This is a genomic window from Jeotgalicoccus saudimassiliensis (genome assembly GCF_000756715.1).
GTDB lineage: Bacteria > Bacillota > Bacilli > Staphylococcales > Salinicoccaceae > Jeotgalicoccus > Jeotgalicoccus saudimassiliensis.
Genome location: NZ_CCSE01000001.1, coordinates 1,182,116 through 1,199,129, shown reverse-complemented (window position 1 = coordinate 1,199,129; position 17,014 = coordinate 1,182,116). Strand labels below are relative to the sequence as shown.

General features: G+C 42.1%; 16 protein-coding genes. 12 read left to right on the top strand and 4 right to left on the bottom strand.

Annotation, left to right across the window (positions count from 1 at the left end; translation table 11 throughout):
- The first annotated feature begins 11 nt into the window (after window positions 1-11).
- Entirely contained in the window at window positions 12-1,196 is a 1,185-nt protein-coding gene (locus tag RZ44_RS05720) for a thiolase family protein (protein ID WP_035809425.1), read from the top strand.
- Window positions 1,197-1,226: 30 nt separating this feature from the next.
- On the opposite strand, the gene RZ44_RS11020 is transcribed toward RZ44_RS05720, so the two are convergent.
- Window positions 1,227-2,321 carry a GGDEF domain-containing protein gene (locus RZ44_RS11020; protein ID WP_052108838.1) on the bottom strand — a complete coding sequence of 365 codons (1,095 nt, stop codon included), beginning with the start codon at window positions 2,319-2,321 and terminating at the stop codon, window positions 1,227-1,229.
- A gap of 145 nt (window positions 2,322-2,466) precedes the next feature.
- Here RZ44_RS11020 and RZ44_RS05710 point away from each other — a divergent pair, with 145 nt between their 5' ends.
- The 5 genes from RZ44_RS05710 to RZ44_RS05690 all read left to right on the top strand — a co-directional run bounded on the left by RZ44_RS05710 (window position 2,467) and on the right by RZ44_RS05690 (window position 7,981).
- Window positions 2,467-2,865 (top strand): response regulator, encoded by a 399-nt coding sequence (locus RZ44_RS05710; protein WP_035809423.1) that lies wholly within the window; start codon window positions 2,467-2,469, stop codon window positions 2,863-2,865.
- Window positions 2,862-3,875: a HEAT repeat domain-containing protein gene (locus RZ44_RS05705; protein ID WP_035809421.1), complete on the top strand. Its 1,014-nt coding sequence runs from the start codon at window positions 2,862-2,864 to the stop codon at window positions 3,873-3,875. The genes RZ44_RS05710 and RZ44_RS05705 overlap by 4 nt, the downstream gene beginning before the upstream one ends.
- Complete coding sequence (locus RZ44_RS05700) at window positions 3,866-5,281, top strand: glycosyltransferase family 2 protein (RefSeq protein ID WP_035809420.1); 1,416 nt, start codon at window positions 3,866-3,868, stop codon at window positions 5,279-5,281. Before RZ44_RS05705 ends, RZ44_RS05700 begins: the two co-directional genes overlap by 10 nt.
- On the top strand, window positions 5,278-7,407 hold the full coding sequence (locus tag RZ44_RS05695) for a hypothetical protein (protein WP_052108836.1): 2,130 nt from the start codon (window positions 5,278-5,280) through the stop codon (window positions 7,405-7,407). Before RZ44_RS05700 ends, RZ44_RS05695 begins: the two co-directional genes overlap by 4 nt.
- Window positions 7,408-7,570: 163 nt before the next feature.
- Window positions 7,571-7,981: a hypothetical protein gene (locus RZ44_RS05690; protein WP_035809418.1), complete on the top strand. Its 411-nt coding sequence runs from the start codon at window positions 7,571-7,573 to the stop codon at window positions 7,979-7,981.
- A gap of 34 nt (window positions 7,982-8,015) precedes the next feature.
- On the opposite strand, the gene RZ44_RS05685 is transcribed toward RZ44_RS05690, so the two are convergent.
- Window positions 8,016-8,963 (bottom strand): arsenic resistance protein, encoded by a 948-nt coding sequence (locus RZ44_RS05685; RefSeq protein ID WP_231856255.1) that lies wholly within the window; start codon window positions 8,961-8,963, stop codon window positions 8,016-8,018.
- Window positions 8,964-9,007: 44 nt separating this feature from the next.
- On the opposite strand from RZ44_RS05685, the gene RZ44_RS05680 reads away from it, so the two are divergent.
- Window positions 9,008-9,259 (top strand): hypothetical protein, encoded by a 252-nt coding sequence (locus RZ44_RS05680; protein ID WP_035809409.1) that lies wholly within the window; start codon window positions 9,008-9,010, stop codon window positions 9,257-9,259.
- 202 nt (window positions 9,260-9,461) lie between these two features.
- Window positions 9,462-9,929, top strand: coding sequence for a hypothetical protein (locus RZ44_RS05675; protein WP_035809406.1), 468 nt, complete (start codon window positions 9,462-9,464; stop codon window positions 9,927-9,929).
- 701 nt (window positions 9,930-10,630) lie between these two features.
- Here RZ44_RS05675 and RZ44_RS05670 read toward each other — a convergent pair.
- Entirely contained in the window at window positions 10,631-11,233 is a 603-nt protein-coding gene (locus tag RZ44_RS05670; RefSeq protein WP_035809404.1) for a DUF4352 domain-containing protein, read from the bottom strand.
- Window positions 11,234-11,313: 80 nt separating this feature from the next.
- Complete coding sequence (locus RZ44_RS05665; protein ID WP_035809402.1) at window positions 11,314-12,231, bottom strand: 1,4-dihydroxy-2-naphthoate polyprenyltransferase; 918 nt, start codon at window positions 12,229-12,231, stop codon at window positions 11,314-11,316.
- Window positions 12,232-12,347: 116 nt separating this feature from the next.
- Here RZ44_RS05665 and RZ44_RS05660 point away from each other — a divergent pair, with 116 nt between their 5' ends.
- Genes RZ44_RS05660 through menB form a run of 4 tightly spaced genes read left to right on the top strand, consistent with a single transcriptional unit; the run spans window position 12,348 to window position 16,968 of the window.
- Window positions 12,348-13,742, top strand: a complete 1,395-nt coding sequence (locus RZ44_RS05660) for an isochorismate synthase (RefSeq protein ID WP_035809400.1) — start codon at window positions 12,348-12,350, stop codon at window positions 13,740-13,742.
- The gene (gene menD / locus RZ44_RS05655) at window positions 13,705-15,372 is read left to right on the top strand and encodes a 2-succinyl-5-enolpyruvyl-6-hydroxy-3-cyclohexene-1-carboxylic-acid synthase (protein ID WP_035809393.1); all 1,668 of its coding nucleotides are present in this window, start codon (window positions 13,705-13,707) and stop codon (window positions 15,370-15,372) included. Before RZ44_RS05660 ends, menD begins: the two co-directional genes overlap by 38 nt.
- Complete coding sequence (menH, locus tag RZ44_RS05650) at window positions 15,359-16,153, top strand: 2-succinyl-6-hydroxy-2,4-cyclohexadiene-1-carboxylate synthase (protein WP_052108834.1); 795 nt, start codon at window positions 15,359-15,361, stop codon at window positions 16,151-16,153. The genes menD and menH overlap by 14 nt, the downstream gene beginning before the upstream one ends.
- A complete protein-coding gene (gene menB, locus RZ44_RS05645) occupies window positions 16,150-16,968 on the top strand; it encodes a 1,4-dihydroxy-2-naphthoyl-CoA synthase (RefSeq protein ID WP_035809390.1) in 819 nt (272 codons plus the stop codon). Before menH ends, menB begins: the two co-directional genes overlap by 4 nt.
- Window positions 16,969-17,014 lie beyond the last annotated feature (46 nt).

The window sequence follows — 17,014 nt, the reverse complement described above, 5'->3', positions numbered from 1 at the left end:
GATGAAGTTAAATGCAGGATGCATATATAGTAGCTTACGGACGTTCAGCTGCCGGGAGAGCAAAAGGCGGCGCAATGTTCCACGACAGACCGGATGAGGTGGCAGCACAGGTGCTTAAAGGTGTGCTGAAACGCGTAGATGGTAAATTCAGTCCGGATATGGTTCAGGATGTTATAGTCGGCAACTCATTCCCGGAGGGATTGCAGGGTCAGAATATAGCACGCTCAATCGCACTGCTTGCGGGTATGCCGAATGAAGTACCCGGACAGACGGTAAACCGTTACTGTTCATCAGGGCTTCAGACAATTGCTATCGCAGCGAATCAGATTATGGCAAAACAGGCCGATGTGTTAGTGGCAGGCGGCGTTGAACTGATGAGTGCCGTACCTATGGGCGGTAACGAACCAACGAACAGTCCGGTGCTTCAGGATGAGGACTCGGGCGTGTCTTATCCGATGGGTCTGACGGCAGAAATGGTCGCTGAAGAATTTAAAGTATCGAGAGAGGACCAGGATGCGTACGCAGTGCAAAGTCATCAGCGAGCGAAAGCAGCATTGGATGCAGGAAGATTTGAAGATGAAATCATTCCTGTTGAAGTGAACAAAGTGTCATATAACGAAGAAGGACCGGTTGTATCGAAAGATGAATTTAAAATTGATGAACATATCCGTCCGGACACGAATATGGAAGGACTGGCGAAGCTAAGAACTGTTTTTAAAGCAGACGGTACAGTTACAGCCGGGACATCGGCTCCGCTGACAGACGGCGCAGGGTTTGTTGTACTGATGTCAGGAGAAAAGGTGAAAGAACTTGGCGTGACGCCAATCGCGAGATTTGTCGGCTTTAAAGCAGTCGGTGTTGATCCGAAAATCATGGGGATCGGCCCGGCATATGCAATACCGGAAGTACTTGAACAGGCCGGCTTAACGGTGGACGATATGGACTTAATCGAACTGAACGAAGCATTCGCTTCCCAGACAGTCGCATCGATTAGAAAAGCGGGGCTTGATATCGAGAAAACGAATGTGAACGGCGGGGCAATCTCGCTCGGCCACCCGCTCGGTGCATCCGGTGCAATGCTGACCGCCAGACTGCTGTCAGAAATGAAACGCAGACCGGAATCGAAATACGGTATGGTAACAATGTGTATCGGCGTCGGCATGGGTGCAGCAGGAATATTTGAATACGTAAGATAAAAATAATCTCTCCGGTATAAACCGGGGAGGTTATTTTAGTTTGGTGAGAATTTCTTTTGGTGTACTGAACTGGATCTGATTGCGGCCGAGTTTCTTCGCAAAATACAGACGCTCATCAGAGGTATCATACAGGTTTTTAATCGAATCAGTTTCTTCCGGGTAACTTGAGATACCGATTGAAACCGTAACTTTTAAAGGATGATCGATTTCATCAATATTTATATTCAGTTCTTCTACTGAACGTCTGACATTTTCCGCAATAACTTTAGCTTCATTCATCGTACTCTTTCTTAAAATTACTGCAAACTCTTCACCGCCGGTTCTTGCAATGGAATGTTTATCTGTAATTTCTTTTTTCAAATCAGTGGCAACTGCCTGCAATACAGCATCACCGGCACTGTGACCGTATGTGTCATTAATATTTTTAAACTTATCAATATCCAGCATGAGCATTGAAACAGAATTTTCAGGCTTCAGTTCATTGATGCACAGATTGAAATGACGCCTGTTTAAAAGACCGGTCAGTGCATCATGCATGGATTCAAATTCCATCTGATCAAACATTTTTTTATAGTTCTGCATATAGGTGATTAATATTACGCCTGCAAAAACACCAATTGTGGCCAAAATAATATATAAAGACATCGATAATGCGGTGAAAGATATATCACGGCTCACCAGATAAATAAAAAATGCAGATAAACCTGCATACGTGATTACGGAAATTATCGCTTTAAAATAAACAGAGAGATATCTGATGGGATGATTGACTGAAACAAGCACCAGACCGATAATTAGGTACGACCAGAAATCCAGTGTAGGGGAGCCGTTTGGATTAAGAAAATACCAGAAACCATAAAGTACGTATCCGATAGTAAAAGTTAGTTGTCCGCTGTATATTAAGCCGATTATAAGACTTGTCACAGCCAGCCCGATCGATATGCCATATGAGAACTCAATTGCATAAAAGCTTAGTATTACAGCCATTAAAGCACTGAATACCCCGCTCAAAACTTTTTCATAAATATTGCTGGCCATTGCGAGTTTTAACCTGATTTTAATCTGATAATAAATTGCCTGAAGCGCCATCATTACGCAAACCAGTGTGAACACTTGTAAAATCACGGAAAAACCTCCAAATTGTAACATTTTTCAGGAAATGTAACTATACATTTTTTATTTAAAGTATAATATTGTAAATGATAGTTAGCAATAATTTTAAAGATAATACTTACTATGAGCGTTAATCTATACAAGAAGGATGATAATCATGACAGTTAATAATGTTGATATTTATATACTTGAGCCAGATGATTTATTCCGGAAAATTATATACCGGACGATTAAAGATATAAAAATGGATGCGCAAATTAATATATACACATATGCTGACGGTTATGAATTTATCAGGGATGTAAAGGGTGTTGATAATTTCGCTCTATATATAGTCAACGACATACTGCCGAAGAAAAATGGACTGGAAGTTGCAGGGCATATTCGTTCGTTTGATAATAAATCGATCATCTATTTTATGACACGTTCCGAAACAGAAGAAGATATGCTCTACGCCCTGAATCTCGGTGTCGATAATTACTTTGTGAAACCGTTGAATTTAAAGCTGTTTCAATCTATTATTAAAAACCGGATTATAAGAGGTGGACTGGCATGACAGGTATTACCCAGATTATTTTATCCATTTTAATTGTCCTTCTTATAATACTGGCGATTCTTGTTATTTACACAATTATACGGACATCCGGATTAAACAGAGACCGGGAAGAAATTGAAACATACATCAATGACCATATCGAACAATGGTATGACTATTTATATTACGGAAGTAAACAGCCCGAGACAAGACATCACAGCAGAAATCAGCAGCATGCCATCGAAAAAATATTTTCCACATTTTTAAGTAACGGAAAAACTACTGACGCTGAACGCAGAATTTCATCGTATGTAAGAGCCTATTTCTCTAATGAATACAGAAAAGAATTGAGATCACCTTTATGGGCGCATCGCGTTAACACATTAAATAAAATATCAGAATTTAAAGTTCCCGGGTTCGGTGATATATATTCGACAAGAGAAATTAATGCGATGGAAAATTTCGAATTCTATTTATTTTTAATCTATTTATCGATTTATGATTTTGAAAGATTTCGTCATATGTTCCTTAAAACGAGAGTGATGACTGAATATGAGAACAAAAAAATACTGAGTCGCTTGAATGATGAATCTGTGTTATCACTGATTCCTGCTTTCAATGAAATGTCTCATGCGAAGAAATATGCTTTTCTGCGCAGAATGGCGCAGGTTGGGGATCATCAGTCTGTTGAATGGCTGGAATCCTTGTTTGATGATGAAGATCGTGAGACAAGAATCAGAGCTTTAAAAACGATTCAGCTGATCGGTACCGTGTATAACCCTGAAAAGTATACAGGACACTTTGGTTCCATTGTGTGGGAAGAACGCATGATGGTTTCACGTCTGGCACCGGTAATCGGTGAAAGTACTGTTCCTTATTTAAAAGTATGCGCAAATGATAAAAACCGCCTGGTTCAAAACGCAGCACTGGACTCGCTGAGGTACTTTGAATTTAATGAACCCGGCTGGGCAGTAGAAACAGATTTGCATCAGGATGAAATGAAAGAGGTGTCCAATCTGAGATGGACTTAACTTATATCGGGAATATTGTCGGCATGCTCATCATACTTTATATGGCAGCTATCATAATTTTTTATTTACTTATGATGGCAGTTGCTTATAAGACTCTTGCGAAGAGAAAGCGGCTTGACCATGACTGGCTGGAAGAAGAATTTCAGATGAACGTATTTACCAAACCTGTTTCCATTCTGGTACCGGCATTTAATGAAGAGCTTGGGATTATTGAGTCACTGCATTCACTTATTACACTGAAGTATCCGGAAACTGAAATTATTGTGATTGATGATGGTTCAACGGATCAAACAGCGCAAATTGTTATTGAAACATTCGATATGGTAACGAGCACGAGAAGCCTTAACACAGATTTACCGACTGAAAAAATACTGTGTGTTTTTCAGTCGAAGCTGCACCCAAAAGTATTTTTAATTAGAAAAGAAAACGGCGGAAAGGCAGATGCACTAAATGCAGGTATAAATTTCTCACGTTATCCGTATTTTTGTTCAATCGACGGTGACTCTATACTGGATAGTAACTCACTGCTCCGGGTAATGCGCCCGATTATCGAATCTGACGGCAAAGTAGCTGTGGCGGGCGGCAACGTCCGCATTGCAAACGGCAATGATATTCATTTTGGTGCGATGGTACAGAAGGAGCTGGGGAACCATCCCCTTGTTCTGATGCAGATTATAGAATATCTTCGTGCATTTATGCTCGGCAGAATATTTTTTAGCCGCTTTAATATGGTCCTGATTGTATCAGGTGCGTTCAGTATTTTTAACAAAAGAATTGTAATAGAAGCCGGCGGCTATGCAAAAGATGTTATTGGTGAAGATATGGAGCTGGTAGTAAAGGTTCACGCTCATATAAGAAAAAATAAAATGGATAAGCAGATTGAGTTTGTACCTGATCCTGTCTGCTGGACGGAAGCACCGACAAGTTTCCCGGTGTTGCGAAGACAGCGGAGACGCTGGTCACAGGGACTGTTTGAAAGTCTGTGGAAACATAAATACATTACGATGAATCCTAAGTTCGGCAGACTCGGCTTTATTGCATTTCCTTACTTTTGGTTGTTTGAAGCGCTTGGGGCGCTCGTCGAACTTGCAGGATATATTTATATGATAATTGCATTCAGTACAGATCAGCTGAATACTGAATTTGCATTAATAATACTGCTTACTCTGGTTATATACGGCTCGTTATTTTCATCGCTGTCTCTCTTAATAGAATCATGGACGACGAATAGATATATCAATCCGAAGAGTATAATTAAACTGGTCTTAATCTCACTGACAGAAACATTTTGGTACAGACCGCTGACAATAATGTTCCGACTTGAAGGGATGATTCGTTTTATCTTTAAAAAGCAGGACTGGGGCAATATGGAAAGAAAAGGACTGGGGAGAGACAGGAATCAATGAAGAAACTATTAATTACTTCACTTTGTGCGGCAGCGGCTATCGCAGGAGTATTTGCACTGATGAATGTATTTGCCGACGACACGAAGGAGGCATATGAAATGCAGCCTGCCAGAATACATGACGGGAAAATCGAAATTAATTCTAAAGAAGGTTTCGAACCGATGATTGTTAAAGGTGTCAATATGGGTATGGCTAAACCTGGATATTTCCCCGGGGAAGCGGCAATTACCGAAGATGAATACTTCAGATGGTTTGAACATATCGGGAGAATGAATGCGAATACTGTACGAGTGTACACGCTCCATCCGCCGGGATTCTATTCGGCATTAAAAGATTATAACGAAAAACATCCGGCTAAACCGATATATATCATGCACGGTTTCTGGGTGGATGAAGTGAAAATGCATGAAGATCTCGATGCATATGAAAAGAAATTAAATAAAGAATTTGATGAAGATATAAAAAGTATTATTAATGCCGTGCATGGGAATGCAAATATTGCTGAAACATCCGGGAAAGCACATGGTAAGTATAAAGATGATGTTTCTGAATATGTTATCAGCTGGATTCTCGGTGTAGAATGGTATCCGCCGCTTGTTGTAAACACGAATGAAGTTCATCATGATGCAGGGCAGTTTGACGGGACATACTACAGTACTAAAGATGCTTCACCATTTGAACGGTGGCTGGCAGAGAAAATGGAATTTGCGACACGTTTAGAACATGAAAACTATGGGTCATTAAGACCGATGAGTTTTACAAACTGGGTAACGACGGATCTTTTGGAACACGAATCTGACTCATCTGATATGGAAGACATGGTGACAGTTAATCCAAATGTGATTTACACTGAAGGACCGATGACAGAGATCGGACAGTTTGCTTCATACCATATCTACCCGTACTATCCGGATTTCCTGAATTATGAAAAAGAGTATGTGGAGCATGTTGATCACCGGGGCGAAAAGAATAACTACGCAGGCTATTTAAAGAAACTGCATAAGGAACATACAATGCCTCTGCTTGTTGCTGAATTCGGTGTTCCGGCTTCCCGCGGAATGACACATAAAAATCCGTACGGATGGAATCAGGGATTCCTTTCTGAGAAAGAACAGGGAGAAATAGTGACACACCTTTTTGAAGATATCATGCATGAAGAAATGATGGGCGGTCTCGTATTTACTTGGCAGGACGAATGGTTCAAGCGTACATGGAATACGATGGATTACGATAATCCGGACCGCAGACCATACTGGTCGAATGCGCAGACCAATGAACAGCAGTTCGGGCTGCTGAGTTTTGACACACATAAAATCGGTGTGGATGGTAGTACAGACGACTGGCAAACAGATTTAATGTATGAAGGAAACGATGAACTTAAAAGTTTGTCGATGGATACTGATGAAAGGTATTTATATTTTAAAATAGAACACGAACCGGGATTTAACGGTGAAATTGATATTCCGCTCGACATTATTCCAGGGCAGGGGAATACTGCAGTTAACGGTGTGTATACAGAGAACGCGGTTGATTTTATTATCCAGCTCCGTGAGGATGAATCACGGGTAGTGGTTGATGACTACTATGACTTTTTTAACATTCAGTACGGTCATACACTCGGAATGATTAATCCCGGGAAGGAACTCGAGAAAAATTCCGGAAGATTCAATTCTATACGGTTCGCACTGAACAAGGAACTTTATCTTCCTGACCGTGATGAACTGATTCCTTTTGAATCATACGAAACAGGTCTGTTGAAAGAGGGGAACGGTAATCCGGAACATGAAGATTATAACTCATTAAATGATTATTATTGGGACAGGGAAAATGGAGTTATAGAAATTAGAATACCTTGGATGCTGATCAGTGCGAAAGACCCGTCCCAGCATGAATTTATAGGAAATATTGCAGAGAACGGACTGGAAGCCGAAATTACTCAGGATAGTATAAAAGCGGGGGTCATTATGAAAAACCGTGATGTCACAGTCGACAGCTTCCCACAGATTTTCGGCGGTAAGCTAAGTGAGATGAAAGAATTTACATGGGAGAAATGGGATTTACCGGCTTCTAAAGAGAGAGTTAAGAAGTCATATGATATCCTTAAGGAAACTTTCAGTAAATACTAAAAATTGTATTGGAATCACCTTTCAATAACAGCAGGTCGTATCATTTAAATATGTTAACTGGTATATGTTGAATGTTGTCACTAAATGAACTTAAAATATACAGTCATGTATAAATGCTTCTGATAAAATAAATCCATACATAATAACGGCGGAGGATTATTTTATGAGAAAACTTTTTATACTTTCGGGTCTGACATTAGCACTGGCAGCATGCAGTAACAGTTCTGAAGAAGCGCACAGCGATGAAACTCACGAACCGCATGATGAGAGTGCAGAACATCACCATGAACATGTGCTGGATATGAATCTAACAGTAGATAATGACTCAGATCCTGCAGTAATCAGTGTTGAACTTTTACAGGAAGACGAAGCTTATGAAGCGGACCGTGTACGTTTTGAAATTCAGGAACCTGAAACAGAAGAGATTACATGGCTGAATGCTGAACATCAGGGCGAGGGTGTTTACGCTGCGGAAGCATCAGAAATTGCAGCTGGAGAATACAGTATTACCGCGCACATTAACGGGCCGGATGAGCTGCACGAACATACAGATGATATGTTTGAAGTAGAATAATACAAAAGCACTCAATCCGCGGATTGAGTGCTTTTTACTTAATCAGTTTCGGTATCAGCTTAATGTAGAATAACTCACCGATGAGCTCGGTGATCGTCTGTGTTACGATAACTGCAGAAGCAATTACTGCCCATTCACCGGGGAGTGCAAGTGCGAGCGGCAGAACGACCAGAGAATTTCTCGTTCCTGCACTGAATGCGAGTGAACGTCCCGCTGCGGGTGTGAGTTTAAATGACGAAGCAGTGAATTTGGAAATAAACGGTGTAATTATCAGATAAAATATATAAACCGGTACGACACTTAATATAAGATTGAAATCATCATATACTTTACCAATCTGGGCTGCAACAACTGTAAACAGTACTGCCGCCATCAAGAATTCCGGCAGTTTTCCGGCTGTTTTAATCAGTAATTTACCTGCTTTTGTCTTTTTTGCAGCAAGCTGTGTAACGACCGCTGCAGCGAGCGGCAGAACAATCAGCAAAAGAAACGCCTCAACAAACGGGCCGATGCTGACCACATTTGTAATTTCCCGGCCGATAAAAATTGTCAGGTATACCGGGAGCAGCAGTATTTGTATAATAAACAGCAGCGGTGTTGACGCGAGTACGAGGTTTTCATCTCCCTTACCAAGCTTCGTAAACGGTATGACATAATCGATGCACGGGGTGAGCAGTACGAGGCACACACCTAACAGTATCGCCGCCGGCAGAGGAAATATTATTATTAGTATCCAGACGAGCAAAGGTACGAAGATAAAGTTTGTGACCAGCAGTGCCAAGATAAATTTTGTCTCGGATAATATATTACGTAATGTTAAAAATGGAATCTGTGTAAACATTACATAGAGAAGCATGGCGATTAGCGGGGAAATCAGCGGGCTCAGCAAATTGCTGATGTCAGTAATGAGTAAACCCGTAACACCACCGGCAACTATTGCGAATGCATATAAAAAGATTTGGTTATCTGTTATAAATTTCAATTTCGTCCTCACTTATTAAAATATTTTTGGAAAGAGTGTCAGCAATGAGAAACAGTCTGGTAATAATTATATTTGCAGCAGTTATATTTTATGTACTGTCAATGTTTTACGAATGGTTTCATTACGGATCGTTTATTTATACTGCCGCACCGATTGTCATCCTTCTGTTAATCAGCCTCATTTCTTTTATGGATGCTTTCAGAAAAGAAATTACGCCTGAGCAGCGCAGATTATTTATGGCGGGCGGGATTATTGCGATTATTCTGGGGATAATTCTCATAGTCATTTCATTTTAAAAATCATTTACTTTGATGGACGGCAAGCAGGATGGAAATGCCGATAATAACAAAAAGTATAAATGCAAGGCCGATGCCGCTGAGTATTTCAATCATAAAACCGACTCCTTATTTGTGTGCTCTCAATGTAACATAATTGTTTTTATCTTACATATAATGATAAAATTATAGAAATGAAAATAATCAGAGAGTTGGAAAATAAATGGATCCGTTATTAGTTTGGCTTAATGTAATTATTTTACTCGTGGCTTCTATTGCACTATTTGTTGGTCTCGGTATATATGTTTCCAGAAAACGGAGCGAGGTTATGGAAACGCAGCCCCTGTTAATGATTGACGAAGTGGGCTGGAGAGAAAACGAGCGAGGAGAATACAAGATGTTCCGTGTTGAGAACAAAAATAACAACCCGTTCCACATTGAGAAGGTTTATATTAAAGGATACGACTTCACGACCAAATATCACTATATCAAAGAAGAAGGCGAAAATGATGTAGTGATTCTGAAGTTCTACATGCAGCCGGATCAGACGATGAATTTCCGCATCCGCATTCTGTACCGTGACTTTAATAACAAACCGCATATCATGCAGTCTGTAAGAATGGATATGGAAGACGGAGAACTGACGTACGAAGCAGAAGGTACGAAGTTTATCCTGACGAAAACAAGATAAGTATACTTGGAACCGTCCTGTGTAGAGCAGGACGGTTTTTTTTGTTTGCGGGCGGTGTTGGTGTTTTATACGGAGGCGTTCTATGAAGAGCGCTCAAAGGAATCCGAGCGGTTTAGGCGTTCTTTGAAGAGCGCTCATAGGAATCCGAGCGGTATAGAAGTTCTATGAAGAGCGCTCAAAGGAATCCGGGCGGTATAGAAGTTCTATGAAGAGCGCTCAAAGGAATCCAAACGGTTTAGAAGTTCTATGAAGGGCGCTCAAAGGAATCCGAGCGGATTGGAAGTTCTATGAAGAGCGCTCATAGGAATCCGAGCGGTATAGAAGTTCTATGAAGAGCGCTCATAGGAATCCGGGCGGTATAGAAGTTCTATGAAGGGCGTTCATAGGAATCCGAGCGGTTTAGAAGTTCTATGAAGAGTGCTCATAGGAATCCGGGCGGTATAGAAGTTCTATGAAGGGCGTTCATAGGAATCCAAACGGTTTAGAAGTTCTATGAAGAGCGCTCATAGGAATCCGAGCGGTTTAGAAGTTCTATGAAGAGTGCTCATAGGAATCCAAACGGTTTAGAAGTTCTATGAAGAGCGCTCATAGGAATCCGAACGGATTGGAAGTTCTATGAAGAGCGCTCATAGAACGCCCCCCACCAAAACCCCATAAAAAAAGCAGCACCATCGTAAAATGGTGCTGCCAAAGCAACAAATTTATTCTTCTGATTCCTCTTCACCGTCTTCAGCGGGCTTCAAATCAAGTTCTAATTCATGATCCATTGATTCTGTTTCTTCAAGCGGATTTTCTCTCGCCTGCAGGTGTGTTGCAAGTTCGGGATCCAGCGGACCGTATGCAACTACAGCTGTTGCGCTTTCGCCCGGCTCAACGAGTTCTGTAGCAGCGGCTTTACCGTCTGCGAATTCTCCCTCATCTTCAAGGTCCATCGTATAGTTTTCTGTCGGTGCTTCACCATCTTCGCTGACTTGTCTTATCGCTAAATCAAGACTGAATGCTTCTGATGGTGTAGCCGTGCGGTCTGATGTGTTTTCAAATTCAAATTCTGCGGCAACTGCCTGAATTGTCGTGTCGTTGCCTTCAGCGTCCTGCGCCGGAATTTCCACCAGTGTAAAGTTTGTGAAGCTGTAATCACCGTTAATACCTGAATAAGATACGCCTTCTGATGATCCTTCATCTGTTGTTTCTTCAGCCGGTTGTTCTCCTTCAGCACTTTCTTCTTCGGTACTTTCCCCATTACATGCGGCGAGTAACAGCATACCTGCAAGACCACCCGCTAATAACATACGTTTTAACTGCATGATAAATCCCCCTAAAATTGTTTGTTTCATCTATCATTATATTCTTCAATAACATGAAATTCAATTTTATGGGATTTATTTTAAATACCTGTCACGCCGTACAAAATAAGTCCAATCGTTAAAAGCAGTCCCATAACGGTATTCAGTTTACCCATCGAAGCCATTGCCGGAATCAGTTCCACCGGTGTGTTGCCTTTACGCATCAGCATAATTGTCTTCATCATTAATGGAATCGACAGCAGCGGAATGAGCAGAAACAGCGAGCCCATCGGCGTAAAGAATGTAATATAGATTAAGAAGATGTAACTGAACACAAGCAGTGCCGCAGCTGTCATTACAGCGAACGGCTTGCCGACGAGAATGACATATGTTTTACGTCCGCTCTCTTTATCTTTTTTTCGGTCGCGTATATTATTTGCCATGTTCAGCAATCCGATCGTAATCGCCGGGGGAACTGACATTAACAGCGGGAAAATATGCAGCGTGCCGGTGTGGATGTAGAACGTAATCATAATAATTACAGTGCCCATAAACAGTCCTGCAAATATTTCTCCGAACGGTGTCCATGAAATCGGGAACGGGCCGCCTGTGTACAGGTAGCCGACTGCCATTGATACGGCCCCGATAACGAGTATCCACCAAGATGAGTTCACAGTGATGATAATACCGATTACTGCAGCAATTGCATAAAATATAAAAGCGATGGTCAGCACGAGGCGGGGACTCATCCCGTTACGGACGATCGCGCCTGCGATACCGACGGATTCATGTGAATCCAGACCGCGTTTGAAATCATAATATTCGTTAAACATATTGGTTGCCGACTGTATTAAAATCGTTGCGATGAGCATCAGGAAAAACATTCCCCAGCGTATATCGCCAAATAATAATACACTTGCTGTCCCGACAAAGACCGGTATAAAACTCGCAGTCAGTGTGTGCGGACGTGTCAGCATCAAATATTTTTTAAAACCTGTATGTACTTGTGCTTCCTGCATGACTTTCTCCTTTAAAACATGATGGCTATAATTTTATCATATTTAAGAGTTGTCCATACACACAGTAGTTAAAAAATGATAAAATAAAGCTAATTATGATGAAAGTAGTGTGACTCATGAAATTACAATCGTCTCGAACGTTTATAGAGAGTATCAGTCTGGATTCCGACAGGCAATATCTTACGCTGCATATTCCTATGGATGAGTATAATATTGACGAAGAAAAAATATTTACATATTTTAACGAATCAAAGGGCTCACGCTATTGGTTCAAGTCAAAAGACAATGCCTATAATGTAATCGGCATTCATTACATCGAAAGTATATGGCGGGACAAGTTCCAGCCGGATGCTGTTGCAGAAAGCAAGAGAGTGCTTTTTGAAAAAATCCAGCAGGAAAAGCTCGGTGAAGATTTAAAATCTAAACTGAGCTTATTTGGCGGGACTTTATTCGATGATAAAGATACGACGGATGAATGGAACGACTTTAAAATGGTCGAATTCCATCTGCCTGAATGGCAGTTTGATCTTAACAACCGTGAGCTGTTTTTAACGAGGGACAAATCTGAATTAAATATGGACGGACTGCTCGATGAAGTAGATGAAGTGCTGACGGCTATAGAAAATGCTGAAATCAGTGAGAAGGAAAAACCGGTTGTGAAAAGCAAGCGTGATATTTTCCCCAATGAATGGAAGCTGCTCGTTGAAGAAGCAGTAAATAATTTAAACGACGAATTTAAAAAAGTTGTTCTTGCACGCCAGAAACTGATTACGTTCGAATCGAAAGCGAAACGTCTGTATCTGATCAGGCGCCTGAAAGATGAAGCGGATACGTATACGATTTATTTTGAAAAAGGGAAGTCGACGTTCGTTTCGAAAACTCCTGAGAAGCTGTTTTCCATCAGCGGTGAAGAACTGACAACGAATGCTATTGCAGGTTCAATTCAGCGTGTTGAAGACAATCAGGAAAACACGGTGCAGAAAGATTTCCTGTTAAACGATGACAAAAATCTGTTTGAACACCGCGTGGTCAGAGAATCGATTGTCAGCGATCTCGCGCCGTTTTCAGAAGGGCTGAACTATAAAAAGAATCCGCTCCTTATGGAAAATAAATATATTTATCATTTATTTACGCCTATTCAGGCAATGCTGAAAAAAGATGCGGATGAGTTTAAAATTTTAAAACAGATTCACCCGACACCTGCAGTAGGCGGACTGCCGAAAAATCTGGCAAAAGATTATATTAAAGAACATGAATACGGTACAAGAGGACTGTACGCAGCGCCGCTTGGCGTGATTCATGAAGACAAGGATTGTGAATTTGCCGTCGGACTCCGTTCGATGCTGATTTCTGCACGAAGTGCAACACTGTTTGCCGGCTGCGGCATCGTTAAGGGATCGGATCCGGAAGCTGAATTTTTAGAAACGGAAGTCAAATTCACACCGATGTTGAACGTCTTGGAGGCGACTACTAATGAACTACACGGAAGCACTAACGGTACAAACGTTTAGTATTATAGATGCACTGTACGAGTACGGCATGAATGAACTGGTCATCAGTCCGGGATCACGCTCCACACCGCTTGCTATTGCGGCTGAGCTGCACGAGGGTATTAAGACTTACATTCATCCTGACGAACGCGGTGCCGGGTACTTTGCCGTCGGACTGACTAAAAAAAGACGTCAGCCGGTAGGCATATTATGTACATCGGGTACAGCAGCGGCGAACTATACGCCGGCAGTCAGTGAAGCGGGATTAAGTCATCTGCCGCTGATCGTTCTGACGTCGGACCGCCCGCACGAACTTAAAAATGTGGGTGCGCCGCAGGCGATTGAACAAAATAATATGTACAACAATTTCGTCCGCTATCAGACAGAACTGCCGATCGCGGATAATCACGACAGTGCGGAATCGTTAATCAACGATAAAGTGCTGCAGGCGAGCCAGTACTTCCACGGGGTTAATATGGGACCGGTGCATTTTAATATTCCGGTCCGTGAACCGATTATGCCGGATATTGACCGTCTGGATTTATTTAAGCGTACTCAGAAATCCATCGTTCCGGCATTAACAATTCCTGGGAACATAAAAAAATTAACAGGTACGGGGCTCGTAATTATCGGGGAGACAGCAGAAGACCTGTCACCGCTAAAACCGGTACTGGAGCAGGGGAATATTATTACAGTATGCGATCCGCGCCAGAACATCAGAACAGATGTTAAAGGTGCGATTGTGAACCACGATATGATGTTCTCGAATTTCAGTGACAGCCATTACGATTATATCGATGGAAATATCGATTATATTATCCGTATCGGTGAACCTGTGACATCCAAACAGACGAATGCGTTTTTAAAACGCACATCAGTGCCGCAGTACTTAATCAGTGAGTTTCAGGATATTAAACCGTTCCCGGTAACACCGGATGAGACGTATGCCGGAACGATTAACGAAATACTGCCACGACTTATAAGCGATTCGTTCGACAGCAGTGTAAAGACACGCTTTACTGCGTTATCACAGGACATTCACAATTATATCGATGAGCATATTGATCAGTACGATGACGAAGGCAGGTACGTTTACGATATTATTCAGGGTACCGGCGAAGCGCGTACGTTCTTCCTGTCGAGCAGTATGCCGATCAGAGATTTTGAACGTTACGATACCCGTGTCATTCATGATGTGTTTGCAAACCGCGGTGCCAACGGTATCGACGGTGTGATTTCAAGTGCACTTGGAATCGGCACGAAAGAACAGGTGACGATGCTGATCGGTGACGTGTCGATGAACCATGACATTAACAGTCTGCTGATGGCAAAGCTTGAAAACATCGACTTTACGATTATCGTATTCAATAACAACGGCGGCAACATTTTCAGTTATCTGCCGCAGTATGCACATAAAGCGCATTTCGAAAGACTGTTCGGCACACCGCTTGATCTGGATTTCGAACATGCTGCGAAATTATACGATTATGACTATGTTCATATCGACAGTGCAGAAAAACTGACGTCAGAAATGCTGAATCAACCGGGCCGTCAGATGATTGAAATTACGACGGACAGAGAACATAATCTGAACAGCCATAATGCACTGAAAAGTCAGCTGAAAAAGCTGGTGGACAATGCTGAATTTTAATTATGAGCTGATCGATAACAATCAGGACAGCACGATTATGCTGCTGCACGGGTTTTTATCGTCTAAAGAAAGCATGAGAGATATTGCAGCAGGTTTAAGCGATTTACGGAACATCATTTTGGTCGATCTGCCGGGATTCGGCGGAACGAACAGTACAGCACAGCAGTACGGCATGAAGGATGTTGCAGCAGGACTCGTATCTGTTGCAGACAGGCACGGTATCAAAACGTTTGATGTGCTCGGCTACTCGATGGGCGGACGTACAGCACTGGCGTTAACGGCTGAGTTTACGGAGCGTATCGGTAAATGTATTCTGGAGAGTGCGTCACCGGGTATCCCCGGTGAGCAAAAGCGTGCTGACAGGCTGACTGTCGACACAGAGCGGAGTGAATTCATCGTGAATGATTACGATAAATTTCTCGCATTCTGGCAGGACATGCCTTTGTTTCACACACAGCAGCGTCTGAGTCAGCCGGTGCTTGATGCCCAGAGAGCTGAACGGCTTCAGCAGATTCCTAAAGAAGCGGCGGACAGTCTTTTAAAATACGGTACCGGTGTTCAGCCGTCATACTGGGATGTTTTAAGCAGTCTTAATAATGATTTTTACCTGATTACCGGCAGTGTAGACAGTAAATTCATTGCCATTGCAGAATCCATGTCAGAACAGCTGAAAAGTGCTAAACTGGATATAGTTGAAAATTGTGGTCACAATATTCATCTTGAGAATTTTGAAGTGTACATAAACACAGTACGAAAGTACCTGGAGGAGGATAACTCATGACAAGAGTTTGGGAAACAATTAAAGAATACAAAGAGATTAAATATGAATTTTATAACGGTATCGCTAAAGTAACAATCAACCGTCCGGAAGTGCGCAACGCATTTACACCGGATACTGTTGCTGAAATGATCGATGCATTTTCACGCGCACGCGACGATCAGCGTGTATCAGTAATTATTTTAACTGGTGAAGGGGATCTTGCGTTCTGTTCTGGCGGAGACCAGAAGAAACGCGGTCACGGCGGATATATCGGTACAGATGAAGTACCGCGTCTTAACGTTCTTGATTTACAGCGCCTAATCCGTGTAATTCCTAAGCCGGTTATCGCAATGGTCGCAGGTTATGCTATCGGCGGCGGACACGTGCTTCACGTAGTATGTGACTTAACAATCGCTGCTGAAAATGCACGCTTCGGTCAGACTGGACCAAGAGTCGGTTCATTTGACGCAGGATACGGTTCAGGCTACCTGGCACGTATTATCGGTCATAAAAAAGCGCGTGAAATCTGGTACTTATGCCGTCAGTATGACGCACAGGAAGCGCTGGACATGGGTCTCGTAAACACGGTTGTACCTTTAGAACGTCTCGAAGACGAAACTGTTGAGTGGTGTGAGGATATTATGAAACACTCTCCAACTGCACTTCGTTTCCTTAAAGCATCAATGAATGCGGACACTGACGGATTAGCAGGACTTCAGCAGCTTGCAGGAGACGCTACATTACTTTATTACACGACGGACGAAGCGAAAGAAGGCCGTGATGCGTTTAAAGAAAAACGTGAGCCGAACTTCGATCAGTTCCCTAAATTCCCGTAAATTTCATATTTTTAAAATATAACACCCGTCTATGATGGGTGTTTTT